The sequence below is a fragment of the Naumannella huperziae genome, from assembly GCF_054073625.1.
The window spans coordinates 1,183,438-1,209,078 of the sequence record NZ_JBSXPH010000001.1 but is presented as its reverse complement, the minus strand read 5'-3'; the positions used below and the strand labels follow the sequence as shown (position 1 = coordinate 1,209,078).

20 protein-coding genes are annotated in these 25,641 nt (G+C 68.8%); 6 read left to right on the top strand and 14 right to left on the bottom strand.

Going from position 1 to position 25,641, the window contains the following annotated elements; translation table 11 throughout:
• Positions 1-97 precede the first annotated feature (97 nt).
• The 4 genes from tuf to rpsL all read right to left on the bottom strand — a co-directional run bounded on the left by tuf (position 98) and on the right by rpsL (position 4,525).
• Positions 98-1,291: an elongation factor Tu gene (gene tuf / locus ACXDC7_RS05710; RefSeq protein ID WP_179444425.1), complete on the bottom strand. Its 1,194-nt coding sequence runs from the start codon at positions 1,289-1,291 to the stop codon at positions 98-100.
• A 178-nt stretch (positions 1,292-1,469) separates the two neighbouring features.
• The gene (gene fusA, locus ACXDC7_RS05705; protein WP_179444426.1) at positions 1,470-3,566 is read right to left on the bottom strand and encodes an elongation factor G; all 2,097 of its coding nucleotides are present in this window, start codon (positions 3,564-3,566) and stop codon (positions 1,470-1,472) included.
• 117 nt (positions 3,567-3,683) lie between these two features.
• Positions 3,684-4,154 carry a 30S ribosomal protein S7 gene (gene rpsG / locus ACXDC7_RS05700; protein ID WP_179444427.1) on the bottom strand — a complete coding sequence of 157 codons (471 nt, stop codon included), beginning with the start codon at positions 4,152-4,154 and terminating at the stop codon, positions 3,684-3,686.
• Complete coding sequence (gene rpsL / locus ACXDC7_RS05695) at positions 4,154-4,525, bottom strand: 30S ribosomal protein S12 (RefSeq protein WP_179444428.1); 372 nt, start codon at positions 4,523-4,525, stop codon at positions 4,154-4,156. Before rpsL ends, rpsG begins: the two co-directional genes overlap by 1 nt.
• Positions 4,526-4,840: 315 nt before the next feature.
• On the opposite strand from rpsL, the gene ACXDC7_RS05690 reads away from it, so the two are divergent.
• Positions 4,841-5,431, top strand: coding sequence for an AAA family ATPase (locus tag ACXDC7_RS05690; RefSeq protein WP_343045857.1), 591 nt, complete (start codon positions 4,841-4,843; stop codon positions 5,429-5,431).
• A 7-nt stretch (positions 5,432-5,438) separates the two neighbouring features.
• Here the strand turns inward: ACXDC7_RS05690 and ACXDC7_RS05685 are convergent, their stop codons facing one another.
• Both ACXDC7_RS05685 and ACXDC7_RS05680 read right to left on the bottom strand, forming a co-directional pair.
• The gene (locus ACXDC7_RS05685; protein WP_179444430.1) at positions 5,439-6,134 is read right to left on the bottom strand and encodes a histidine phosphatase family protein; all 696 of its coding nucleotides are present in this window, start codon (positions 6,132-6,134) and stop codon (positions 5,439-5,441) included.
• Between the two features lie 10 nt (positions 6,135-6,144).
• Positions 6,145-6,723 (bottom strand): TetR/AcrR family transcriptional regulator, encoded by a 579-nt coding sequence (locus ACXDC7_RS05680; protein WP_459221499.1) that lies wholly within the window; start codon positions 6,721-6,723, stop codon positions 6,145-6,147.
• Positions 6,724-6,784: 61 nt separating this feature from the next.
• Here ACXDC7_RS05680 and ACXDC7_RS05675 point away from each other — a divergent pair, with 61 nt between their 5' ends.
• Entirely contained in the window at positions 6,785-7,783 is a 999-nt protein-coding gene (locus tag ACXDC7_RS05675) for an alpha/beta fold hydrolase (RefSeq protein ID WP_459221498.1), read from the top strand.
• An 11-nt stretch (positions 7,784-7,794) separates the two neighbouring features.
• Here ACXDC7_RS05675 and ACXDC7_RS05670 read toward each other — a convergent pair whose 3' ends face one another.
• Positions 7,795-8,679 (bottom strand): formylglycine-generating enzyme family protein, encoded by an 885-nt coding sequence (locus tag ACXDC7_RS05670; RefSeq protein WP_459221497.1) that lies wholly within the window; start codon positions 8,677-8,679, stop codon positions 7,795-7,797.
• Positions 8,680-8,908: 229 nt separating this feature from the next.
• On the opposite strand from ACXDC7_RS05670, the gene ACXDC7_RS05665 reads away from it, so the two are divergent.
• The 3 genes from ACXDC7_RS05665 to ACXDC7_RS05655 all read left to right on the top strand — a co-directional run bounded on the left by ACXDC7_RS05665 (position 8,909) and on the right by ACXDC7_RS05655 (position 10,874).
• On the top strand, positions 8,909-9,373 hold the full coding sequence (locus ACXDC7_RS05665; protein WP_459221496.1) for a cysteine dioxygenase: 465 nt from the start codon (positions 8,909-8,911) through the stop codon (positions 9,371-9,373).
• Positions 9,370-9,738 carry a rhodanese-like domain-containing protein gene (locus ACXDC7_RS05660; protein WP_459221495.1) on the top strand — a complete coding sequence of 123 codons (369 nt, stop codon included), beginning with the start codon at positions 9,370-9,372 and terminating at the stop codon, positions 9,736-9,738. The genes ACXDC7_RS05665 and ACXDC7_RS05660 overlap by 4 nt, the downstream gene beginning before the upstream one ends.
• 191 nt (positions 9,739-9,929) lie before the next feature.
• Complete coding sequence (locus tag ACXDC7_RS05655) at positions 9,930-10,874, top strand: VOC family protein (protein WP_459221494.1); 945 nt, start codon at positions 9,930-9,932, stop codon at positions 10,872-10,874.
• 284 nt (positions 10,875-11,158) lie between these two features.
• On the opposite strand, the gene ACXDC7_RS05650 is transcribed toward ACXDC7_RS05655, so the two are convergent.
• The 3 genes from ACXDC7_RS05650 to ACXDC7_RS05640 form a co-directional block, all read right to left on the bottom strand.
• Positions 11,159-15,013: a DNA-directed RNA polymerase subunit beta' gene (locus ACXDC7_RS05650; RefSeq protein ID WP_179444435.1), complete on the bottom strand. Its 3,855-nt coding sequence runs from the start codon at positions 15,011-15,013 to the stop codon at positions 11,159-11,161.
• A 116-nt stretch (positions 15,014-15,129) separates the two neighbouring features.
• On the bottom strand, positions 15,130-18,624 hold the full coding sequence (rpoB, locus tag ACXDC7_RS05645) for a DNA-directed RNA polymerase subunit beta (protein ID WP_179444436.1): 3,495 nt from the start codon (positions 18,622-18,624) through the stop codon (positions 15,130-15,132).
• 294 nt (positions 18,625-18,918) lie between these two features.
• Positions 18,919-20,118 (bottom strand): NAD(P)-dependent malic enzyme, encoded by a 1,200-nt coding sequence (locus ACXDC7_RS05640; RefSeq protein WP_459221493.1) that lies wholly within the window; start codon positions 20,116-20,118, stop codon positions 18,919-18,921.
• A 314-nt stretch (positions 20,119-20,432) separates the two neighbouring features.
• Here ACXDC7_RS05640 and ACXDC7_RS05635 point away from each other — a divergent pair, with 314 nt between their 5' ends.
• Entirely contained in the window at positions 20,433-21,650 is a 1,218-nt protein-coding gene (locus tag ACXDC7_RS05635) for a glycosyltransferase (RefSeq protein ID WP_459221492.1), read from the top strand.
• A gap of 48 nt (positions 21,651-21,698) precedes the next feature.
• On the opposite strand, the gene rfbA is transcribed toward ACXDC7_RS05635, so the two are convergent.
• The 4 genes from rfbA to ACXDC7_RS05615 all read right to left on the bottom strand — a co-directional run bounded on the left by rfbA (position 21,699) and on the right by ACXDC7_RS05615 (position 25,571).
• The gene (gene rfbA / locus ACXDC7_RS05630) at positions 21,699-22,583 is read right to left on the bottom strand and encodes a glucose-1-phosphate thymidylyltransferase RfbA (protein WP_459221491.1); all 885 of its coding nucleotides are present in this window, start codon (positions 22,581-22,583) and stop codon (positions 21,699-21,701) included.
• Positions 22,580-23,965, bottom strand: a complete 1,386-nt coding sequence (locus tag ACXDC7_RS05625; protein ID WP_459221490.1) for a sugar nucleotide-binding protein — start codon at positions 23,963-23,965, stop codon at positions 22,580-22,582. Before ACXDC7_RS05625 ends, rfbA begins: the two co-directional genes overlap by 4 nt.
• Positions 23,962-24,960, bottom strand: coding sequence for a dTDP-glucose 4,6-dehydratase (gene rfbB / locus ACXDC7_RS05620; RefSeq protein WP_459221489.1), 999 nt, complete (start codon positions 24,958-24,960; stop codon positions 23,962-23,964). The genes ACXDC7_RS05625 and rfbB overlap by 4 nt, the downstream gene beginning before the upstream one ends.
• Before the next feature lie 182 nt (positions 24,961-25,142).
• Positions 25,143-25,571, bottom strand: coding sequence for a hypothetical protein (locus ACXDC7_RS05615; RefSeq protein WP_459221488.1), 429 nt, complete (start codon positions 25,569-25,571; stop codon positions 25,143-25,145).
• Positions 25,572-25,641: the final 70 nt, after the last annotated feature.

Genomic DNA, 25,641 nt, shown 5'->3' with positions numbered 1-25,641 from the left:
CCCAGAATACGCAAAGGGCCCGGGGCTCCTTGCGGAGTCCCGGGCCCTTGCGCGGCCTCAGCCGATGATCACTTCAGGATCGTTGATCGCGCAGCGATCACTTGAGGATTTTCGTCACCCGACCGGCGCCGACGGTGCGGCCGCCCTCACGGATGGCGAACTTCAGCTCCTCCTCCATGGCGATCGGGTGGATCAGCTTGACGGTCATGTCGGTGTTGTCACCGGGCATCACCATCTCGGTGCCGTCGGGCAGCTTGATCTCACCGGTCACGTCGGTGGTACGGAAGTAGAACTGCGGGCTGTAGTTGCTGAAGAACGGCTTGTGCCGCCCGCCCTCGTCCTTGTTCAGGATGTAGACGCGAGCCTCGAACTCGGTATGCGGGGTGGTCGAACCCGGCTTGATCACGACCATGCCGCGCTCGACGTCCTCCTTCTTGGTGCCGCGGAGCAGCAGGCCGACGTTCTCACCCGCCTGGCCCTCGTCGAGCAGCTTGCGGAACATCTCCACACCGGTGACGGTGGTGGTCTGCTTGTCGTCGCGGATACCGACGATGTCGACGGTCTCGTTGACCTTGACCACACCGCGCTCGATGCGGCCGGTGACGACGGTGCCACGACCGGTGATCGTGAAGACGTCCTCGACCGGCATCAGGAACGGCTTGTCGATCTCGCGCTCCGGCTGCGGGATGTACTCGTCCACGGCGTTCATCAGCTCGAGGATGGACTCGGTCCACTTCTCCTCGCCCTGCAGGGCCGGGTACGCGGCGACGCGCACGACCGGCGCGTTGTCACCGTCGAACTCGTTGTCGGTGAGGAGCTCGCGCACCTCCATCTCGACGAGCTCGATCAGCTCCTCGTCGTCGACCATGTCGCACTTGTTCAGCGCGACGACCATCGACGGGACGCCGACCTGGCGGGCCAGCAGCACGTGCTCGCGGGTCTGCGGCATCGGGCCGTCGGTGGCGGCCACGACCAGGATCGCGCCGTCCATCTGAGCGGCACCGGTGATCATGTTCTTCACGTAGTCGGCGTGCCCGGGGCAGTCGACGTGGGCGTAGTGCCGGTTCTCGGTCTGGTACTCGATGTGAGCGATCGAGATGGTGATACCGCGCTGACGCTCCTCGGGAGCCTTGTCGATCTGGTCGAAAGGCGACGCCTCGTTGAGGTTCGGGTACTTGTCGTGGAGCACCTTCGAGATCGCCGCGGTCAGGGTCGTCTTGCCGTGGTCGATGTGCCCGATGGTGCCGATGTTGACGTGCGGCTTGTTCCGCTCGAACTTGGCCTTTGCCACTGGGGCTCCTTCTTCGATGATTGCCGCGCGGTAGCGGGCTGCTTGCGATGGTTACTGCTGGTCGGGCGTTGCGCTGCGCGCGGCGCAGGGCACCCGGCCAAGTTTTGTGCACGGACCCGTGACAGTCAAACCGATCGGGTCTATCATCCCGGGCCCGTGCTGCCTCGGCGGGCGGGGATCACTCCCCGCGTGCCTTGGCGATGATCTCGTCGGAGACCGTCTTCGGGGTCTCGGCGTAGGAGTCGAACTCCATCGAGTACGACGCCTGGCCCGAGGTCTTCGACCGCAGGTCGCCGACATAGCCGAACATCTCCGACAGCGGCACCAGCGCCTCGACGACCTGGTTGCCGTGCTCCTCCCGCGTGCCCTGCATCTGGCCACGACGGGAGTTGATGTCGCCGATCACGGTGCCGAGGTAGTCGTTCGGCGTGGTGACGTCGACCTTCATCATCGGCTCCAGGAGGGCCGGGTCGGCCTTGCGGGCCGCCTCCTTGAACACCTGGATGCCGGCGATCTTGAACGCCAGCTCGGAGGAGTCGACGTCGTGGTACGCCCCGTCGACCAGCGTGACCTTGATGTCCTCGACGGGGTAGCCCGCGAGCACGCCGGTCTGCATGGCCTCCTGGATGCCCTCGTCGACGGCCGGGATGTACTCCTTCGGGATGCGACCACCGGTGATCGCATTCACGAACTCATAGCCCGCGCCCGCCTCCTGCGGCTCCAGGTTGATCTGCACCTTGGCGTACTGGCCGGAACCGCCGGACTGCTTCTTGTGCACGTAGTCGACCTTGTCGACCGGGCGACGCAGGGTCTCGCGGTAGGCCACCTGGGGCTTGCCGATGTTGGCTTCCACGCGGAACTCGCGCTTCATCCGGTCGATCAGCACCTCCAGGTGCAGCTCGCCCATGCCGGCGATGATCGTCTGGCCGGTCTCCTCGTCGGTGTGCACCCGGAAGGTCGGGTCCTCCTCGGCGAGCCGCTGGATGGCGGTCGACAGCTTCTCCTGGTCCGACTTCGTCTTCGGCTCGATGGCCTGCTCGATGACGGGTGCGGGGAAGTCCATCGACTCCAGCACGACCGCGTTCTGCGGGTCGGACAGGGTCTCGCCGGTGGTGGTGTCCTTCAGGCCCATCACGGCGACGATCTGGCCGGCGCCGACCGACGCGATCTCCTCACGCTTGTTGGCGTGCATCTGGTAGATCTTGCCGATCCGCTCCTTGCGCTGCTTGGTGCTGTTCTGCACCGTCGAGCCCGCCTCGAGCTTGCCCGAGTAGAGCCGCACGAAGGTCAGCTTGCCCAGGTGCGGGTCGGCCGCGATCTTGAACGCCAGCGCCGAGAACGGCTCGTCGTCGGACGGCTTGCGCTCGATCTCGACCGACTCGTCGCCGGGCTTGAAGCCCTGGATGGCCGGGACGTCGACCGGGGACGGCAGGTAGGCGATGACGGCGTCGAGCAGGGGCTGCACGCCCTTGTTCTTGAAGGCCGAGCCGCAGAACACGGCGGTGATCGCCGACGACAGCACCGCGCGCCGGACGGCGTGCTGGAGCTGCTCCTCGGTGGGCTCCTCGCCCTCCAGGTAGAGCTCCATCAGCTCGTCGTCATGCTCGGCGACGGTCTCGATCAGCTCGGCGCGGGCCGCCTGGGCCTCCTCGAGCATGTCGGCCGGGATCTCCTCGACCTCGTAGTCCTCGCCCAGCTTGGTCTCGCCGCGCCAGGTCAGGGCCTTCATCCGGATCAGGTCGACCACGCCGATGAAGTCTGCCTCGGCACCGATCGGCAACTGCATCACGGCGGCGGTCGCGTTCAGGCGCTCGCGGATCGTCTTGACGCAGAAGTCGAAGGACGCACCGGTGCGGTCCAGCTTGTTGACGAAGCAGATCCGCGGCACGTTGTAGCGGTCGGCCTGACGCCACACGGTCTGGCTCTGCGGCTCGACGCCGGCCACCCCGTCGAAGACGGCGACGGCGCCGTCGAGGACGCGGAGCGAACGCTCCACCTCGACGGTGAAGTCGACGTGCCCGGGGGTGTCGATGATGTTGATCTGGTGATCCTTCCAGTGGGCCGTGGTGGCCGCGGAAGTGATCGTGATGCCGCGCTCCTGCTCCTGCTCCATCCAGTCCATCGTGGCGGCGCCGTCGTGGACCTCACCGATCTTGTAGGTGATGCCGGTGTAGAACAGGATGCGCTCGGTCGTGGTGGTCTTGCCGGCATCGATGTGCGCCATGATGCCGATGTTGCGGACCTTGCCCAGGTCGGTCTTGATGTCGACAGCCATCGGAGAGCGTTCAACCTCGAATCTGTGTTTGCGGTGGGTGGTGGGGCGGCCGGGAGCCGTGACCACCAGTTGATGAAACGCCGGTCCCGGCGCCGGTATTCCGGCGCCGGGAGCGCGTCACCAGCGGTAGTGGGCGAAGGCCCGGTTGGCCTCGGCCATCTTGTGGGTGTCCTCGCGGCGCTTGACGGCGGCACCCAGGCCGTTCGAGGCGTCGAGGATCTCGTTCATCAGCCGCTCCGACATCGTCTTCTCGCGACGGGCGCGCGAGAAGCTGACCAGCCAGCGCATCGACAGCGTGGTGGCGCGGGCCGGCTTGACCTCGACCGGCACCTGGTAGGTGGCGCCACCGACCCGGCGGCTCTTCACCTCGAGGCTGGGGCGGACGTTGTCCAGCGCGCGCTTCAGCGTCTGCACCGGATCGACACCCGTCTTCGCGCGGGTGCCCTCCAACGCGCTGTAGACGATGTCCTGGGCGGTGGTCTTCTTGCCGTCGGTGAGAACCTTGCTGACCAACTGGCTGACCAGCGGCGACCCGTAGACGGGGTCGGCCATCACGGGACGCTTCGGGGCGGGGCCCTTGCGAGGCATTACTTCTCCTTCTTCGCGCCGTAACGGCTGCGAGCCTGCTTGCGGTTCTTCACGCCCTGCGTGTCGAGCGAACCGCGCACGATCTTGTAACGGACACCCGGCAGGTCCTTCACACGCCCGCCGCGGACCAGCACCATCGAGTGCTCCTGCAGGTTGTGCCCGACGCCCGGAATGTAGGCGGTCACCTCGATCCCCGACGACAGCTTGACGCGGGCCACCTTGCGCAGCGCCGAGTTCGGCTTCTTCGGGGTGGTGGTGTAGACGCGGGTGCAGACGCCGCGGCGCTGGGGCGAACCCTTCAGCGCGGGGGTCTTGCTCTTGGCGACCTTGTCGGACCGGCCCTTGCGGACCAACTGCTGGATTGTGGGCACCGGCTGGTATCTCTCTCTATTCGGTCTGGCGCATGTCGTCGGTCTGACTCATCGCCTGGCGTTCCTGCTGCAAACCTGTCGGTTCAAACATCGCGCCCGCGGGCGGCCGGGACGAAACCCGGCCATCGGCCAGCGGTGCGGATGTTCGCTGTACGCTGCAGATGCCGTCGGGCACCGGGGCATGCGCACATGGTCCGGGCGAGCCGAACACAAGCGTCCATGCTAGTCGACGCGCCGGGAAGGGTCAAAAATTCTGGCGGTCGCCGACGGCGCGGGATTCACGCAACGTTCACGTGCGTCGCTCAGAATGGACGCGTGCAGCAGGCCAGCACGGACGTGCTCCCCGAATCGGCGGACCAGGTTGCCACCGCGCCCGGTCCGGCGGGTCGCGTGATCGTCATCACCGGGGCCATGGCGGCCGGCAAGTCGACGGTCGCCGAGTTGCTGTCGGCCCAGTTGCCGCGATCGGTGCACGTGCGGGGCGATCTCTTCCGCCGGATGATCGTCAACGGCCGCGAGGACATGACCCCGCAGCCCAGTCCGGATGCGCTCGAACAGCTCGCGCTGCGCTACGACCTGGCCAGCCACGCCGCGGATGCCTATGCCGCCCGCGGCTTCGACGCGATCGTCCAGGACGTGATCATCGGCGAGCACCTGGCCAGCTTCATCTCCCGCATCCGGACCGCCGAGCGGTTCCTGGTCGTCTTGTCACCGACCGTGTCCGCGCTGGAATGGCGCGAGGAGCAGCGCCAGAAGGCGGGCTATGTGCACTTCTCCCCCGGCGCGCTGGACAGCCAGTTGCGCCAGGAGACCGCGCGGATCGGTTACTGGCTCGACTCCTCGGCACAGACGCCGCAGGAGACGGTCGACGACATCCTCGACAACCTGGAGCGCGCCCGCGTCTGAGCCCGCCTCACTCCGCGGCGTACCGCTGCGCGATCGTGGTCTGCGGGTCCGCCGCCTTCCACTGGTGGAACGACCGGTCCAGCTCCCAGCCGCGCGCGGTCTGCGTGATCGTCTTGCGCTCGGCGTTGTCGGGATTCTTCAGCGACTCGAAGTATTCGACGGTCCAGCCGAACCAGCGCATGCAGAACAGCCGCATGGTGAGCCCGTGGGTCACCAGCACGATGTCGCCCGGCGTACCCGGATCGGCGAAGGTCACCTCCAGGCCGCCGATGAAACCGGCAACCCGGTCATAGACGTCGGCCCCCGATTCGCCGTCGCGGAACCGGTAGAAGAAGTGCCCGTAGCGATTGCGCCGCTCCTTCTGCGCCGCGATCTCGGCCGGGTCCTGGTAGTTGGCCCAGTCCTGCTCGCGCAGCCAGGGCTCCTCGATGATCGACTCGGGCCGGTCGAGACCGAGCGCGAGCAGGGTCTGGTGGGCCCGCAGGTAGGGCGAGACGTAGACGCGCACCGGCCGGTCGGCCAGGGCGGCACGCAGGCCGCGACCCGCGGCGCGGGCCTGGTCGTGGCCGCGTTCGGTGAGCGGGATCCGATAGTCGGGCACGCGCTCGTAGACGGTCGGGTCGACATTGGCCACCGACTCCCCGTGCCGCACGAGGTGGATCCGGCGACCGGGCGTGGTGTCTCGCGTCGCGCCGGTGGGCATGGGCGCCAGCCTAGCCAGCCCGCTGCTGCCCGAGCCCGGCCACGGCGGAGCGGACCTGGGCGATCGCGGTACGCCCGGACACGGTGCCGAGCATCACGCGCTGGGCGAGGCCGTCGGCCGCCGACGTCAGCCATCGGGCGCGCTCCCGCGCCCGGGCCGGCGGCAGACCCGTGAGCTCGCTGACCAACTCGGCGGCCAGCCGGTCGCCGGCGGCGACCGCGTCGTGCACCGCGGCCACCGCTTCGGTGCGGCGCGGCGCCCAGCCGAGATAGCTGTGCCAGATCGCGACCGCGGTGCGGCCGGTCTGCGTGGTCGGGATGCGCTGGGTGAGCAACCGGGTCAGTCGCTCCGCGGCATCACCCTCGACTGATTCGTACGCGCGCCGCGCGGCCGCCGCGAACTCGGCGATGCCGTGCAGCAGCAGCGCATCCTTGTCGGCGAAGTAGTGCTGGATCCGACCGATGGAGACCCCCGCCGCCTCGGCGACGCGCCGCAGGCTGACCGCGTCGATGCCGTCCGTGGCGATGACCAGCCACAGGGCGTGGGTGATCTCGCGGCGGCGCTGCTCCTGATCGACCACGCGAGGCATCGAGCGAGCGTACCAGTATGGACGACTTGCAAACAGCGTAACGATATGTTCGTATTGAAACGTGCCGCCATCCCCCGCCCCCCGCCTCAAGCGCCGCCTCTCCCGGTTGGCCGCCGCGTTGATCATCGTCGTCGTCCTGGTCGCCGCACTGGCGTATCTGATCAAGGATCCGAGCCCGGTGGGCTACTGGCGCTCGGCGGCCGGACAGGATGCCTACCGGGCGGCCTATGCCGAGGCGATGACGAAGCTGCCCGCTCCGGACGCCACCCTCGACATCCGCACCGACTACGGCATCGTCCGGGTGTACCGCTTCGACGCTCGCTCGGGTGGGCAGCAGACGCCGGTGGTGCTGGTGCCCGGGATCCGTTCCGGTACGCCGATGTGGCAGGCGAATCTGCCGCTGCTGCAGCGCGAGCGAACGGTCTTCGCCCTGGATGCGCTCGGCGATGCCGGGCTGAGCATCCAGGACCGCCCGATCCGGACGCCGCAGGACCAGGCGAACTGGCTCGACCAAACCCTCGCCGGCCTCGGCATCGAGCGCGCGCATGTCGTCGGGCACTCCTTCGGCGGCTGGGCGGCCGCCAACTTCGCGGCCCGGTTTCCGCGGCGGATCGCCTCACTGAGCCTGCTGGAGCCGGTCTATGTCTGGGAGGGGCTGCCGGCGAGCACCATCGCCAAGTCGATCCCGGCCGCGCTGCCGTTCCTGCCGAAGGCGTGGCGAGACGCGATGCTGGCCGACTTCGGCGGCGCCACCACCAGCGACCTCGACGACCCGGTCGCCCGGATGATCGATGCCGGGATGGCGAACTACCGCAGCGCGCTGCCCGCGCAGCCGGAGTTGATCACCGGGGAACAGCTCTCGGGACTGCCCGTCTACCTGGCGCTGGCCCCGCGGAGCGTGATGCACGACGCGCAATCGGTTGCGGACAAGGCGAAAGCGAGCACACCCGGGATCGAGGTGCAGATCTGGCCGGACACCAGCCACTCCCTGCCGATGGAGGTGCCGGGCCCGCTGAACGACCGGCTGCTGGCGTTCATGTCCGCGCACGACCAGCGCTGACCGGCGATCGCTCAGGCGTCCGCTGCCACCCGGAAGCCGGTGTGGCCGAGGGCCGAGTCCGGGGTGGTCTGGGTCCGCGCCGCCACCCGGTAGCGGTTGCAGTACGAGGAATGGCACAGATAGGAGCCGCCACGAACCACCCGCGCCATGCCCCAGCGCGGGCCCTGCGGGTCGACCCGGGTCTGCTCGATGTCCTGGACATGCCAGCGTGCGCTGAACCAGTCCGCGCACCATTCCCAGACATTGCCGGCTGTGTTGTGCAGCCCGTACCCGTTCGGGGGGTACGCCGTGACGGGGGCCGTCCCGGCGTACCCGTCCTCGGCGGTGTTGATCTCGGGGAACGTGCCCTGCCAGATGTTGGCGCGGTGCTCACCGCCGGGACTCACCTCATCCCCCCACGCGTAGGTGGCGCCCACCAGGCCGCCCCGGGCCGCCTTCTCCCACTCGGCCTCGGTGGGCAGCCGGACGCCGCGCCAGCGGCAGTAGGCCTGCGCGTCGTGCCAGGAGACCTGGACGACCGGATGGTCGAGGCGATCGCCGATGCCGGAACGCCCGCCCTCGGGATGCGCCCAGTCGGCGCCGCGCACCGCCCGCCACCAGGGGGCGCCGGGGACCCCGGCGTCCATGATCACCGCATCGGGCGCGACCATGCCGCCGAAGACATAGGACCAGCCGAAGCCCTCGGCCTCCGTGCGGTAGCCGGTCGCGTCGACGAATGCGGCGAACTCCGCATTGGTCACGGCCGTCGGCGAGATCCGGTACGCCGAGAGGGTGACCGTGCGGACCGGTCCCTCGCCGTCGGCGGGATGCGCCCGGGGCGAGTCGCTGCCCATCGCGAATGGCCCGGCCGCGATCTCGATCAACTCCGCGGGCGCGCTGCCGGGTGACTCGCTCACCCCGCGATGGTAGTGCGTTCGATCGGGTGGACCGGATTGCGGACCTGCCTTTGTGGATCAAATTAATCGACTATGTTTGCCGGCGTGAGTTGCCCGACCGTCGCGCACCTGCCCTGGACGCGCCGCCACGTCGATCTGGGTCGGCTCTGTTGCGCGCTGTGTTGCGCCGCCCACCGCTGATCCCGGCGGTCCGCGCACCCTATCCATCGCAACATCCCAGGAGACAGTCATGCCCGATTCCAGCCACCTCGAACTCGCCCGATCGCTCGCCCGCACCCCCGAACTGTGGGAACGGTTCGTCGACTTCGATGCGACCAGCCGTTACTACCACCGCCTCCTCGCCCGGCCCGACCGCGAGGCCTGGCTGCTCACCTGGCTGCCCGGCCAGGGCACCGACTGGCATGATCACGGCGCCAGCGCCGGGGCATTCGTGGTGCTCGGCGGAACATTGCGCGAACAGGTCGCCCGACAAGACCGCGCGGGAGTGCTGCGCCCGGGGGCCGATCTGCGCTGGGGAGCCGGCCGGTCGCGCGCGTTCGGCACCGATCACGTGCATCGCGTCACCAACCCCACCCTGGAGCCGGCCATCAGCCTGCACGTGTATGGGCCCAGACTGACGGTCATGAATCACTATTCCGAGTCCGGCACCGAGCTGGTGCGCTCCGACCGCCGGCTGGCCGGGGCCGACTGGTGAGCGGCGTCGACGAGTTGCTGGAGCGCGCCCGCGCCGGCCTGACCCGCGTACCACCGGAGCGCCTGCGCGCCGAGCACGAGGCCGGCGCGTGGGTGATCGACATCCGTCCGCAGGCCCAGCGCGACGAGCACGGCGAGATCGACTTCGCGACCGTGATCGAGCGCAATGTCCTGGAGTGGCGGCTCGATCCGACCAGCGAGGCGGCACTGCCCGAGGCGTCGAGGGATGCCCGGATCGTGGTGGTCTGTCAGCAGGGGTACGCCTCGAGCCTGGCCGCGGCAACGTTGCAGCAACTCGGGATCGCCCGGGCAACCGACCTGATCGGCGGGTACGACGCCTGGCGCGAGGCCGAGGACGGAGCCTGACCCGCGTCTGGGGCGGCGAAGCGCGCCCGCCTGCTGCGCTCACCCAACACCTGCGCGGTGACCCAACAGCTATAGGTGTTGGGTCACCGCGCAGGTGTTGGGTGAGCGGGGCTCAGCGACGGGCCGCTGCCCCGGCGCGGGGTGAGGAAACCGGACCACACCCGTCCTGATCGGTGTCTAGCGTGAGCCGCATGGACACCCCATCACTGCTGCTCGCACCCGACACGACACCCGGCGACTCGACGGTGCTCAACCCGTTCGTGATCGTGGAGAACGCGCCGGGCCTGATCGACTTCGTCAGCGCGGTCTTCGGTGCCACCGAGGATCGGGCCGCACGCACGCCGATGCCCGACGGCCTGCTGATCCATGCCGAACTCGACTTCGGCTCGGGCCGGCTGCTGCTTGCCGATCGACTGCCCGGGTGGCCCGCCCGACCAGGCCTCCTGCAGGTGTGGGTCCGCGACGCCAGTGCGGTGCTCACGCGGGCGCATAGCCGCGGGGCAACGGTGATCACCGAACCGACCGCCTTCTATGGCGAGACCACGATCGCGCGGATGAGCGACCCGTGGGGCAATGTGTGGTGGCTCTACCAGCTCGCGCCACGGCAGCCGGACCCGACGCCGAGCTGGGAGGGCGGCGACGACACCATCTTCGCGACGATCGACGCCGCGATGCGCGACCTCGCTGGCGGCACGAAGCGCGGGCTGGCGCAGGACCCACCGCGCCCCCGGCTGCGGCAGATCGTGCTGGACTGCCCGGATCCGCGCGCGCTCGCGGAGTTCTACCGCGAGCTGCTGGGCTGGGCGTACAGGCCCGGCGACGAGCCGCCCCCGCCCGGCGAGCCCGACCCGCTCGGCTCCGACTGGCTGGTGCTGCGGGCACCCGACGGGCCGGGCCTCGCCTTCCAGGCCGTCGAGTCGTTGCCCGAACCGACCTGGCCCGATCCGGCAGTACCGCAGATGGCGCACCTCGATACCACGGTTCCCGATCGTGGCACGCTCGCCGCGGTGCACGAGCGTGCGCTCTCGCTCGGGGCGCGGCTGATCCTGGACCGGACCGACAGCCCGGACGAGCCCCTCTACGTCTATGCCGACCCGGCCGGCCATCCGTTCTGCATATTCGTTGCCGCCGACTGACGCGCAGTCGCCTCAGCGCCAGCTCCGCCAGGTGTTCCAGGGACGGAGCCTGACCCGCGCCTGGGGCGGCGAAGCGCGCCCGCCTGCTGCGCTCACCCAACACCTGCGCGATCACCCAACAGCTATAGGTGTTGGGTCACCGCGCAGGTGTTGGGTGAGCGGGGCTTCAGCGACGGGCCGCCTCTCCGATCTTGCGGGAACCCGCGGCGATCGAGAACGCGAACGAGGGCCGGGCGCCATGCGCCCGGCCCTCGCCTGCCCCGATCGCTCAGCGATCGCTCATCTCAGCGGTAGTCGCCGCCCAGATCGAAATCGTCCAGCGGCACCGCGGCGCCCGAGCCCGACCCGAAGTCGTAGTCGTAGGGCTCGTAGCTGATCGAGTACGCATTGGCCTTGGCCTCCGCGGTCGGCTCGACCCGGATGTTGCGGTAGCGGTCCAGGCCGGTACCGGCCGGGATCAGCTTGCCGAGGATCACGTTCTCCTTCAGGCCCGCCAAGGAGTCCGACTTGCCGTGGATCGCGGCATCGGTCAGCACCTTGGTGGTCTCCTGGAAGGAGGCCGCGGACAGCCACGACTCCGTCGCGAGCGACGCCTTCGTGATGCCCATCAGCACCGGACGACCCGAGGCCGGCTGCCCGCCCTCGGCGACGACACGGCGGTTCTCCGCCTCGTAGGACTGCCGGTCCACCAACTCGCCCGGCAGCATCGTCGTGTCACCCGACTCGATCACCGTGATCCGGCGCAGCATCTGCCGGATGATGATCTCGATGTGCTTGTCGTGGATCGGCGCACCCTGGGTCCGGTAGACCGACTGCACCTCGTCCACCAGGTGCTCCTGCACCTTGCGCACACCGAGCACCCGCAGCACGTCCTGCGGATCCGGCGTACCGACCGTGAGCTGCTGGCCGACGTCGACGTGATCGCCGTCCTCGACCAGCATCCGCGCGCGGCGACCGACGGAGACCTCGATCTCCTCCGAGCCGTCGTCGGGGGTGAGCGTCAGCTTGCGGCTGCGATCGCCCTCCTCCACGCTGATCCGGCCGGCGAGCTCGGCGATCGGCGCCTTGCCCTTCGGCGTCCGCGCCTCGAACAGCTCGACCACGCGCGGCAGACCCTGGGTGATGTCGTCGCCCGCCACACCGCCGGTGTGGAAGGTACGCATCGTCAACTGCGTACCCGGCTCGCCGATCGACTGCGCCGCCACGATGCCGACGGCCTCGCCGACGTCGACCAGCTTGCCGCTGGCCAGCGAGCGGCCGTAGCACATCGCGCAGGTACCGGTCGCGGCCTCACAGGTCAGGACGCTGCGCACCTTGACCTGGCTGATCCCGGAGTTGATCAACATCGCGATGTTCACATCGCCCAGATCGACGCCCGCCGGGACCAGCACCTCGCCCTTGTCGTCGGTCACGTCGACCGCGAGGGTACGCGCGTACACCGCCGACTCGACATGCTCGTCGGCGACCAGCTTGCCGTTCTCCTCGACCGCGATGGTCTTGGTCAGGCCGCGCTCGGTGCCGCAGTCCTCCTCGCGGATGATCACGTCCTGGGAGACGTCGACCAGGCGCCGGGTCAGGTAGCCCGAGTCGGCCGTCCGCAGCGCGGTGTCGGCCTGCCCCTTGCGGCCACCGTGGGTGGAGAAGAAGTACTCCAACACCGACAGGCCCTCGCGGAAGTTCGACTTGATCGGCTGCGGGATGATCTGGCCCTTCGGGTTCACCACCAGGCCTCGCATGGCGGCGATCTGGCGCATCTGCACCGGGTTACCGCGCGCGCCCGAGTTGACCATCATGTAGATCGGGTTGGTCGCGGAGAAGTTCTTCTCCATCGCCACCCCGAGCTGTCCGGTCGCCTCGGTCCAGATCTCGATCAGCTCCTGGCGCCGCTCGTCCTCGGTGATCAGGCCGCGCTCGTACTGCTTGTCGATCTTGGCGGCACGATCCTCGAAGCCCGCCAGGATCTCCGGCTTGTCCGGCGGGGTCGAGACATCGCCGATGGACACGGTGACGCCGGACCGGGTGGCCCAGCGGAAACCGAGGTCCTTCAGGTTGTCCAGCGTCGCCGACACCTCGACCTTGGAGTAGCGCTCGGCCAGATCGTTGACGATCACGCCGAGCTGCTTCTTGCCGACCTCGGTGTTGACGAACGGGTAGTCCGCCGGCAGCGCCTCGTTGAACAGCGCCCGGCCCAACGTGGTGTCGAGCAGGATGGTGTTGTCGGCGCGCAGCTCCGCACCGGCCGGCGGGACGATGTCACGCAGCCGGATCTTCACCGCGGCACCGACGGCCAGCTCGCCGCGGTCGAAGGCCATCGTCGCCTCGGCCACCGAGCCGAACACCCGGCCCTCGCCCGGCACGCCGTCGCGCTGCTGGGTCAGGTAGTAGTGGCCGATGATCATGTCCTGGGTGGGCATGGTCACGGGGCGACCGTCGGCCGGCTTGAGGATGTTGTTCGTCGACAACATCAGCACGCGGGCCTCGGCCTGCGCCTCCGCCGACAGCGGCAGGTGCACGGCCATCTGGTCGCCGTCGAAGTCGGCATTGAAGGCGGTGCAGACCAGCGGGTGGATCTGGATCGCCTTGCCCTCGATCAGCTGCGGCTCGAACGCCTGGATGCCGAGGCGGTGCAGCGTCGGCGCGCGGTTCAGCAGGACCGGGTGCTCCGCGATGACCTCCTCAAGCACGTCCCAGACGACCGGACGCTGGCGCTCGACCATCCGCTTGGCGGACTTGATGTTCTGCGCGTGGTTCAGGTCGTCCAGCCGCTTCATCACGAACGGCTTGAACAGCTCCAGCGCCATCGCCTTCGGCAGCCCGCACTGGTGCAGCTTGAGCTGCGGGCCGACGACGATCACGGAACGACCCGAGTAGTCGACGCGCTTGCCCAGCAGGTTCTGCCGGAACCGGCCCTGCTTGCCCTTCAGCATGTCCGAGATCGACTTCAGCGGACGGTTGCCCGGGCCGGTCACCGCGCGGCCGCGGCGGCCGTTGTCGAACAGCGAGTCCACCGCCTCCTGCAGCATCCGCTTCTCGTTGTTCACGATGATCTCGGGCGCGCCGAGGTCGAGCAGGCGCTTCAGCCGGTTGTTCCGGTTGATCACGCGGCGGTAGAGATCGTTCAGGTCCGAGGTCGCGAACCGGCCACCGTCGAGCTGCACCATCGGGCGCAGGTCCGGCGGGATCACCGGTACGCAGTCCAGCACCATCCCGGTCGGGCTGTTGCCGGTGGTCAGGAACGCCGAGATCACCTTGAGCCGCTTCAGGGCGCGGGTCTTGCGCTGCCCCTTGCCGGTCTGGATGATCTGGCGCAGGTTCTCGGCCTCGGCCTCCAGGTCGAAGCTCTCCAGGCGCTTCTGGATCGCCTCGGCACCCATCGAGCCGGAGAAGTACTTCCCGAACCGGTTCTTCATCTCCCGGTAGAGGATCTCGTCGCCCTCGAGGTCCTGGACCTTCAGACCCTTGAAGCGGTCCCACACGGCGTCCAGCCGGTCGAGATCGCGCTGCGCGCGGTCGCGCAACTGCTTGACCTCGCGCTCGGCCCCGTCGCGGGTCTTCTTCTTGACATCCGACTTCGCGCCCTCGGACTCCAGCCGCTCGAGATCCTCCTCGAGCTTCTTCATCCGGGTCTCGATGTCGGAATCGCGCTTCTTCTCGATCTGGGTACGCTCCACCCCGACCTTGCCCTCCAGCGAAGGCAGGTCGCGGTGCCGGGCGTCCTCGTCCACCGAGGTGATCATGTACGCGGCGAAGTAGATGACCTTCTCCAGGTCCTTCGGCGCGATGTCGAGCAGGTAGCCGAGCCGGCTCGGCACACCCTTGAAATACCAGATGTGGGTGACCGGCGCGGCCAGCTCGATGTGGCCCATGCGATCGCGGCGCACGTTGGAACGGGTCACCTCGACGCCACAGCGCTCGCAGATGATGCCCTTGAAGCGGACCCGCTTGTACTTGCCGCAGTAGCACTCCCAGTCCCGGGTGGGACCGAAGATCTTCTCGCAGAACAGGCCGTCACGCTCCGGCTTGAGCGTGCGGTAGTTGATGGTCTCGGGCTTCTTGACCTCGCCGTGCGACCAGCCACGGATCTCGTCGGCGGTCGCGAGCCCGATACGGAGCTCTTCGAAGAAGTTCACGTCCTGCACGTGTTTTCCGTCCCTATGTCAGTGAAATGGTGTCAGTGGTGAAGAGAGTCTGGATCGTGGTGGATGACGAATGACCGCGTCCGGCGGGGACCGGCGTACCGATCCCCGCCCGCGGATCACACCTCTTCGACGTCGGCGAATCCCTCGCCCGGACGCCGGGACAGGTCGATGCCGAACTCGTCGGAGGAGCGGTAGTTGTCCTCCTCGGTGTCGCGCAGCTCGACCAGGGACCCGTCGCCGGAGAGCACCTCGACGTTCAGGCAGAGCGACTTCATCTCCTTGACCAGCACCTTGAACGACTCGGGGATGCCGGGCTCGGGGATGTTCTCGCCCTTGACGATGGCCTCATAGACCTTGACGCGACCGCTCACGTCGTCGGACTTGATGGTCAGCAGCTCCTGCAGGGCCCACGCGGCGCCGTACGCCTCGAGTGCCCAGACCTCCATCTCGCCGAACCGCTGGCCGCCGAACTGGGCCTTACCGCCCAGCGGCTGCTGCGTGATCATCGAGTACGGACCGGTCGAGCGCGCGTGGATCTTGTCGTCGACCAGGTGGTGCAGCTTCAGCATGTACATGTAGCCGACGCCGATCGGGTCCGGGTAGGGCTCGCCGGAGCGGCCGTCGAACAGCTTGGCCTTGCCGCTGTCATTGACCAGGCGTACCCCGTCGCGATTGGCCAGGCCGTGCGACAGCAGACCGGTGACCTCCTGCTCGGTGGCGCCGTCGAAGACGGGCGTCGCGAGCCGGGAGTCCCCGTCGACCTTCCCCAGCCCGACGCTCTTCAGGCGGTCGGCCCACTCCTCGCCCGCCGGCACATCGGAGATGTCCCAACCGGTCTTCGCGACCCAGCCGAGGTGCATCTCGAGCACCTGGCCGAGGTTCATCCGGCCGGGTACGCCGAGCGGGTTCAGCACGATGTCGACCGGCGTACCGTCCTCGAGGAACGGCATGTCCTCCTCGGGCAGGATCTTCGCGATCACACCCTTGTTTCCGTGCCGGCCGGCGAGCTTGTCGCCGTCGCTGATCTTGCGCTTCTGCGCGACGTAGACGCGGACCAACTGGTTCACGCCCGGGGCGAGCTCGTCGCCCTCGTCGCGGTCGAAGACCCGGACGCCGATCACCGTGCCGGACTCGCCGTGCGGCACCTTCATCGAGGTGTCGCGGACCTCGCGCGCCTTCTCGCCGAAGATCGCGCGGAGCAGCCGCTCCTCCGGGGTCAGCTCGGTCTCGCCCTTCGGGGTGACCTTGCCGACCAGGATGTCGCCGGTCGAGACCTCAGCGCCGATGCGGATGATGCCGCGCTCGTCGAGATTGGCCAGCATCTCCTCGTTGACGTTCGGGATGTCGCGGGTGATCTCCTCGGCACCGAGCTTGGTGTCGCGGGCGTCGACCTCGTGCTCCTCGATGTGGATCGAGGTGAGGACGTCGTCGGCCACCAGCCGCTGGGACAAGATGATCGCGTCCTCGTAGTTGTGGCCCTCCCACGGCATGAACGCCACCAGCAGGTTGCGGCCCAGCGCCACCTCGGCGCCGTCGGTCGCGGGACCGTCGGCGAGCGGCGTACCGGCCTCGACCCGATCACCCTCGGCAACCAGCGGGCGCTGGTTGATGCAGGTGCCGGCGTTCGAGCGACGGAACTTGGCCAGCCGGTAGGTCTGGTAGGTGCCGTCGTCGTTGGTCACGTCGACCAGGTCGGCGCTCACGCTGGTGACCACGCCCGGCTTCTCCGCAACGGTGACGTCGCCGACGTCGACGGCGGCGCGGTACTCCATGCCGGTGCCGACGAAGGGGGCCTCCGAACGGATCAGCGGCACGGCCTGGCGCTGCATGTTCGAGCCCATCAGCGCCCGGGAGGCGTCGTCGTGCTCGAGGAAGGGGATCAGCGCGGTCGCGACCGACACCATCTGGCGCGGCGAGACGTCCATGTACTGCACCTCGGCGCGCGGCACGGTGTCCACATCGCCGTGGTGCTTGCGGACCAGGACGCGCTCCTCGGCGAACGAGCTGTCGTCGTTCAGGCGCGCATTGGCCTGGGCGATGACGAAGCGATCCTCCTCGTCGGCGGTCAGGTAGTCGATGTCGTCGGTGACGACGCCGTTCTCGACCTTGCGGTAGGGGGTCTCGATGAAGCCGAACGGATTCACCCGCGCGAACGACGCGAGCGAGCCGATCAGGCCGATGTTCGGACCTTCCGGGGTCTCGATCGGGCACATCCGGCCGTAGTGGCTGGGGTGCACGTCGCGGACCTCCATCTGGGCCCGGTCGCGGGAGATGCCGCCGGGGCCCAGCGCCGAGAGCCGTCGCTTGTGGGTCAGGCCCGCGAGCGGGTTGTTCTGGTCCATGAACTGGCTGAGCTGGCTGGTGCCGAAGAACTCGCGCAGCGCCGCGGTGACCGGGCGGATGTTGATCAGGGTCTGCGGCGTGATCGCCTCGATGTCCTGGGTCGTCATCCGGTCGCGGACCACGCGCTCCATCCGGCCGAGACCGGTGCGCAACTGGTTCTGGATCAGCTCACCGACGGTACGCAGCCGCCGGTTGCCGAAGTGGTCGATGTCGTCCTCCTCGACGAGGATCTCCCGATCCTCGGCGGCGGGCAGCGTCTCGCGGCCCTCGTGCAGCGCCACCAGGTAGCGGATCGCGGCGACGATGTCGGAGGTGGTCAGCACCTGGGTGTCGAACGGCTCGTCCAGGCCGAGCTTCTTGTTGATCTTGTAACGGCCGACCTTGGCGAGGTCGTAGCGCTTCGGGTTGAAGTAGTAGTTCTCCAGCAACTGCTGGGCGGCCTCGCGGGTCGGCGGCTCGCCCGGACGGAGCTTACGGTAGATGTCGAGCAGCGCCTCGTCGGTGTTGGCGGTGTGGTCCTTCTCCAGCGTCAGCCGGATGGACTCGGAGTCGCCGAACTCGGACAGGATCTGCTCCTCGGTCCAGCCGAGGGCCTTGAGCAGGACGGTGACGTTCTGCTTGCGCTTACGATCCAGGCGCACGCCGACCAGGTCGCGCTTGTCGATCTCGAACTCCAGCCACGCGCCGCGCGACGGGATGATCTTGCAGGTGAAGATGTCCTTGTCCGACGTCTTGTCCGGGGTCTGCTCGAAGTAGACGCCCGGGGAGCGGACGAGCTGGGAGACGACGACGCGCTCGGAGCCGTTGACGACGAAGGTGCCCTTGTCGGTCATCAGCGGGAAGTCGCCGATGAAGACGGTCTGGGACTTGATCTCGCCGGTCTCGTTGTTCACGAACTCGGCGGTGACGAACAGCGGCGCGGCGTAGGTGACGTCGCGCTCCTTGCACTCATCGACCGAGAACTTGGGCTCCTCGAAGCGATGGTCGCGAAACGACAGCGACATCGTGCCGGGGTAGTCCTCGATCGGGGAGATCTCGGCGAACATCTCCTCCAGGCCGGAGCGGGTGTTGACGTCGGTGCGGCCCTCCTCCAGGGCCTTGGCGACCCGGTCCTGCCAGGCCTGGTTGCCGACCAGCCAGTCGAAGGACTGGATCTGCAGGTCGAGGAGGTCGGGGACCTCCATGGGTTCGGCGATCTTGGCGAAAGAAATACGGCCGGTGTTGGATACAACGTTGGTGTTCTTCGAGGCGGTGCGCGAGGCGGCCAACAGTTCGGTCCTTCCAGAACAGCGAAGTTTTTCGGCACACTGGCCGGCCCGTGTCAAGACGGGTCGGCAGGTAGCGATGGGGCAAGGACACAGCTTAGGCGCTCGGGCGCGAAGAGTCAACTGCCTGCGGGCAGGACCGACAGCACCGGTCAAATCGCCCGGCGCGGGCACAAGAATACATAGCCGGGGGCCGCTGGCAAGGACTCGACATGCCCAACTTCGGCGATATGCCCGGCGGGGACGCCGCCGGTCGCGGGCCCGCCGCACCTTCTGCCCGGGAACGGCGGGCGTCGCTCAGGCGCCGGCCCAGGCCCGGCGTACCGCCTCGGAGACCGCGGGCACCACCCGGGCGTCGAACGGGCTCGGGATGATCAGGTCCGGCCGCAGCTCGTCGACGATGACATCGGAGAGGGCGTCGACGGCGGCGAGCTTCATCGCCTCGGTGATGTCGGTCGCGCCGGCGTCGAGGGCGCCGAGGAAGACGCCCGGGAAGGCCAGGACGTTGTTGATCTGGTTCGGGAAGTCGCTGCGTCCGGTGGCGACCACGCTCGCGTAGCGGCCCGCGATGCCGGGGTGGATCTCCGGCGTCGGATTGGACAGGGCGAAGATGATCGGGTCCGGCGCCATCGTGGCGATCAGCTCCTCGGGCACCGTCCCTCCGGACAGCCCGACGAAGACGTCGGCGCCGCGCAGCGCCTCGGCCATTCCACCGGCGATTCCGGTGCGGTTGGTCCAGCCGAGCAGCTCACGCTTGACGGGCGTCAGGTCGGTGCGGTGCGGGCCGATCACGCCGCGCGAGTCGAGCAGCACGATCTCGGCAACACCGTGGGCGGCGAGCATCTTCGCGGTGGCGATACCGGCCGCGCCCGCTCCGGCCACGACAACCTTCAAGGAGCCGTCGGTACGCCCGGTCAGCCGGCGCGCATTGCGCATGGCGGCCGTCACCACGATCGCGGTGCCGTGCTGGTCGTCGTGCATCACCGGAATGTCGAGCCGTTCGCGCAGCCGGTCCTCGATCTCGAAGCAGCGCGGCGCGGAGATGTCTTCGAGGTTGATCGCGCCGAACGACGGCGCCAGGTTTGCCACGGTCTCGACGAAGGCGTCGACGTCGGTGGTGTCCAGCGCGACCGGGAACGAGGCCAGCCCCGCGAACTCGGTGAACAGGCAGGACTTGCCCTCCATCACCGGCAGGGCGGCCGTGGGACCGATGTCGCCCAGGCCGAGCACCGCGGTCCCGTCGGTGATCACGGCGACGGTACGCGGGGCGCCCAGATAGGCGCGGGCCTCGCTCGGGTGGCTCGCGATGCGCCGCGACACCTCGGCCACGCCCGGGGTGTAGACGAGCGAGAGGTCGGCGGCGTCGCGGATCGGGTGGCGGGCCCCGATGGCGAGTTTGCCGCCGCGGTGGGCGTCGAAGACGGGTTCCAGGCCGGGCTCGATCGGCGGCGGCGCCTGCGGCGTTTCGGGCGCGGAAGTCTCGTGCTGTTGAGTCATGGCGGGAAAATCCTCTGCTTGCTGATCGTTCTTCGCGAGGATCGCCCGCGTGCTCGGTCACCGGGGTTTCCGGTCGCGGTCATCCTCGCACAGGGCCGCGCGGGCACTCGCGCAGGTCGGGCCGAGCGCCGCGTACCCACCTCTCGGGAGCATCCCGCACCGCGGGACGCCACACTGGGCCGCCACGACGACGACCGTGCGATCGTGACGCGCCGGGCGGTTCGTGCCGGCCGAACCCGGGGGGCCGCGCCCTAGACTGCACCGCGGGCGATGGTGATCAACCTCCCGACCCACCCCCCGAGCCAGGAGGATCCGTGAGCAACGACGGGCACCCGCCCACCGGCGACGGGTCCGCCGCTTCGACCCTGCGCATTCTTGCGTTCGGCACCTATCAGGCGGACACGCATCCGCGGGTCCGCGCCCTGATCGAGGGATTGCGCGAACTCGGACACGAGGTCATCGAGGTCAACGAGCCGCTGGGCCTGTCGACTGCCGAACGGGTCGCGATGTTGCGCAGGTTCTGGCGGCTCCCGGCGCTGGGCGTCCGGATCGCCCATCGTTGGGTCCGCCTGATTCGGCGTGGGCGTCGGGCGGTGCGTGAGGCCGCCCGCCGCGGGCAACCGGTCGACGCCGTTCTGGTCGGCTATCTGGCCCATTTCGACGTGCGGCTCGCCCGGCGAGTGTTTCGCGACCAACTGATCCTGCTGGATCACCTGATCTTCGCCGCCAACACGGCGACGGACCGGGGCCAGAAATCGCCGGTGATCAACCGGGCGCTCCAGCGGCTCGACCATCGGGCGATGAGCGCTGCCGACGTGATCGTGGTGGACACCGCCGAGCATCGCGACCGCGTACCGGAGGAACTCCGCGCCCGTGCCGTCGTCTGTCCGGTCGGCGCGGACGCGAGCTGGTTCCGTGCGGGCGCCGCCGCAGCACCACCAGATCTTGCCGCGACCGGAGAACTTCGGGTCGTCTTCTACGGCCTGTACACCCCGTTGCAGGGGGCCGAGGTGATCGGATCGGCCCTCCGCCTGCTGGCCGACCAACCCATCCGGGCGACCATGATCGGCAGCGGCCAGGACCTGCCGAGGGCTCGCCGCCTGGCCGGCGCAGGCGCCCGCGCCGAATGGATCGACTGGGTCCCGGCAGACCAGCTCCCCGCGGTGGTCGCGGACCATCATGTCGCGCTCGGCATCTTCGGCACCTCCGACAAGGCGCGCAACGTCGTGCCGAACAAGGTGTACCAGTCGGCGGCGGCAGGCTGCGCGATCGTCACCTCGGACACGGCCCCGCAGCGCCGGGCGCTCGCCGGTCAGGTCGAACTCGTCGATCCCGGGTCACCGGAGCAACTCGCCGCGGCCCTTCGCCGACTGCAGTCCGATCCGCAACTGCTGGCGAGCCGGCGCCGTCAGGCAGCCGCGCTCGCTGCCCGCGAGTTCTCCGCGGCCGCGGCCGCACAACCGCTGGCCGCCCGCGTCGACGAGATACTCAGACGCCCCGCCACGCCGGGGGCCATGATCACTTGCGGATGATCGTGGCGCCGCGCCGTCGCAGCCGGCCCTGAGCGTCGACGACGAAAGTCAGTCCGGTGGCGGGCCGCTCCGATGCCGGACAAGATCGGCGAGATAGGTCCCGTAGCCGCTCTTCCCCAGCTCACGCGCGGCCTCCAGCAGTTGGTCATCGCTGAGCAGGCCGCGCCGCCAGCCGATCTCCTCGGGACAGCCGATGGACAGGCCCTGGCGGTGCTGGATGGTACGCACGAACTCACTCGCCTCGTGCATGCTCTCGAAGGTACCGGTGTCCAGCCAGGCGGTGCCGCGCGGCAGCAGTTCCACGCGGAGCGCCCCGTCGTCGAGGTAGCTGCGATTCAGATCGGTGATCTCCAACTCGCCCCGGGCCGAAGGGCGAAGCGATCGAGCCCGCTCCACCACGGTGCGGTCGTAGAAGTACAGGCCGGGAACCGCATAGTTGCTCTTCGGCTCCGCGGGCTTCTCCTCCAACCCCAGCACCTTGCCGTCCGCCCCGAACTCCACCACGCCGTACGCGCGCGGCTCGCGTACCCAGTAGCCGAAGATCAAACCGCCGGTCGGGTCGGTGTAGTGGGCCAGGCGCGTCCCCAGGCCGGGGCCGTGGAAGATGTTGTCCCCGAGCACCAGGGCGACCGGCTCGTCGCCGATGTGTGCGGCTCCGATCAGGAAGGCCTGGGCGAGGCCGTCGGGCGAGCTCTGCGCCGCGTAGGACAAGGAGACGCCGAATCGCGACCCATCGCCGAGCAACCGTTGGAACTGCGGCTGATCGGCCGGAGTCGTGATCACCAGGATGTCGTCGATCCCGGCAAGCATCAGCGTACTCAGCGGGAAGTAGATCATCGGCTTGTCATAGACCGGGACGAGCTGCTTGCTGATGCCCTGGGTGATCGGCCACAACCGGGTGCCCGATCCGCCGGCCAGGATGATCCCCTTCACCGGCCCTCCTCCGCCTGTGCCTGTACCGCGTGCTCCGGTGGTCGGTATCCCGCGGCTTCGATCTTGTCGAGGCGCAGCGTGCTGTTGGCCGGTCGGGGTGCGTGCGGGCGATCGCCGAAGAACTCGGCCGAACTCACCGGGGCGACGGCTCCCGGCTCGCGGCCGGCCGCGGTGAACACGTCCTGGGCGATCCCGGCCCAGGTCCGGGACGGGCCAGCATCGGTCACGTTGTAGGTTCCGTGAGGCGCCCGGGTACGCAACAGGTGCGCGACCGCGGCGGCGAGGGTGGCGGTGTGACTGAGGCGCCCGCGTTGATCATCGACCACCTTCGGCGACACCCCCTGGTCGGCCAGTCGGCGCATGGTCGCGACGAAGTTGTGACCCGTACCGATCACCCAGCTCGTCCGGATCAGGTAGTGCCGCTGCGCGCACCCCGCGGCGAGATCGCCGGCGGCCTTGGACTGGCCGTAGACGCTCAGCGGCGCCAGCGGAGAGTCCTCACCCCAGGACTCGTCGGCCCCGTCGAAGACGTAGTCGGTCGAGAAGTGCACCAGCGTGGCGCGGGCCCGGTTGACCGCCCGGGTCAGCGCGGCAACGGCGCCGGCATTGACGGCCCAGGCCTCGCGCCGGCCCTCCGGCGTCTCCGCCGCATCGACCGCGGTGTAGGCCGCCGCATTGATCACCACGTCGTAGCGGGACAGGTCGTAGGCCTCGACCGCGGCGAGGTCGCTGAGATCCAGTTCGGATCGGGTGATCTGCCGGGCGTCGGGGAACTCGGCGAGCAGGGCCGCCGCCACCTGCCCGCCGCCGAGGATCGCGATGGATCGCTCGGCGGCGGGAACGACCTGCTCCAGCGCCGGATGCGCGCGGTCGGCGTCCGACAGCACCGCCTGGTCGAGCGGGATCGGCCACTCGATGCCCAGTTCGGGGTCGGCAAGGTTGACCATCGTGTAGGCGGCGTCGGGTCGCCAGTGCTCGTTGACGAGATAGGAATAGGCGGTGTCCGGCTCCAGGGTCTGGAAGCCGTTGCCCACTCCGCGGGGCACGAAGACCGCGGTGGCCGGGTCGATCTCGCGCGTGACCACCCGGCCGAACCCCTCGCCGGCGCGCAGATCGACCCACACTCCCAGGACGCGGCCGGTGACGACGGAGACGAGCTTGTCCCACGGTTCGGCGTGGATGCCCCGCGTGGTGCCGGCGGCGGCATTGAACGAGACGTTCTGCTGGACCGGCCCGAAGTCCGGCAGCCCCAGCCCGGTCATCTTGTCCCGCTGCCAGTTCTCCTTGAACCAGCCGCGCCGGTCCCCGTGCACCGGCAGGTCGAGGAACAACAGTCCCGGAATCGGGGTCTCGCGAATCGCCAGGTTGCCCGCGTCGGTCACTGGCCGCTCCTTCGGTACTTGGCCTCGGTCTCGCTCTTCACGCCTCGCCACCAGTCCTCGTTCTCGCGGTACCACTCGACCGTGTCCCGAAGGCCGGCAGTGAAGTCGACGCGTACCGGTGACCATCCGAGTTGATCACGCAGCGCACCGGCGTCGATCGCGTAACGAAGATCATGGCCCGCACGATCGGCGACCTGGTCGAAATCATCGACATCGCGGCCGAAGATCGCCAACAGCTCCCGGACCACCGCCAGGTTGCTCCTTTCGCCGTCGGCTCCGATCAGGTAGGTCTCCCCGATCTGCCCGGAGTCCAGGATGGTCAGCACCGCCGAGGAGTGATCATCGACGTGGATCCAGTCCCGAACATTGGCGCCGCGACCGTAGACGCGCGGGCGGACGCCGTCGATCAGGTTGGTGATCTGGCGGGGGATGAACTTCTCCACGTGCTGGCGTGGGCCGTAGTTGTTGGAACAGTTCGAGATGGTGGCGGCCACCCCGAAGGTACGGACCCAGGCGCGCACCAGGTGATCCGATCCCGCCTTGGTGGCCGAGTAGGGCGAGGAGGGCCGGTACGGGGTCTGCGCCGTGAACCTGGTCGGATCGTCCAGGGCAAGATCGCCATAGACCTCGTCGGTCGAGATGTGGTGCAGCCGTACGCCGTGCCTGCGCACGGCCTCCAACACCTCGTAGGTGCCCAGCACATTGGACCGCACGAACTCCCCCGGCCCCAGGATCGAGTTGTCGTTGTGCGATTCGGCCGCGAAGTGCACCACGGCATCGGAGCGCGCGACCGTGGCGTCTGTGATCTCGGCGTCGCAGATGTCCCCGATCACGACCTCCACCCGGTCGTCCGACAGTCCGGCAAGGGAGTCCCGTCGCGCCGCGTACCCCAGCTTGTCCACGACGATCACGTCGTGATCGGTGTGCGCGCACAGGTGGTGCACGAAATTCGATCCGATGAACCCCAGACCGCCCGTCACGAGAACTGTCGCCACGAGCGCAACCGTAGCGAAGCGGTGGCGTCAACCTCACGAGCCGTGCCGCCCGGCGGCGACCACACGAGCCGTGCCGCCCGGCGGCGACCACACGAGCCGTGCCGCCCGGCGGCGACCACACGAGCCGCGTCGCCGGTCAGGTCCGAATGGCCCGGGGACTGGCTTCCACCGTCAACACGAACTCACCTGCGGAAGCGCAACTTGTAGGTGCCGGCGGTGTCCTCAGCGTTGGCGGTCTTGACGAATTCACCGCGAACGCCGAAGTAGGCGCCGGTGCCTCCGACGATGGCCGCCGGACCGCTGTCGTCGACGGGTCCCGTCGAGACATAGATGTCGCCATCGGAAAGGCGCAGGATGCCATCACACAAGAAATTGGCCTGGACCACCGTGCAGGAGTAGTCAGCGCTGCCCTTCTTCTCACCGGCGATACTGAACGCGAACTGCACAGTGTCGCCGGACGAGAATCCCTCCGGCGCAATGTCGTTGATCTGGGCGTGCTCGCGCTTCCACGTCAGGTTCAGGACGCGCACGCCCGGGAGGTTCTTGGGGCTCGTGGCATCTTCGCCGTTGTCGCCCGGGCTGGCGATCGCCCACGAGGTGGAGGCTGCCACGAGGGCAACTCCCGCAGTCGCGGCCGCGGCCACTCGGAAGCGGCGTCGTGTGGTAGGCATTGGCACTCCT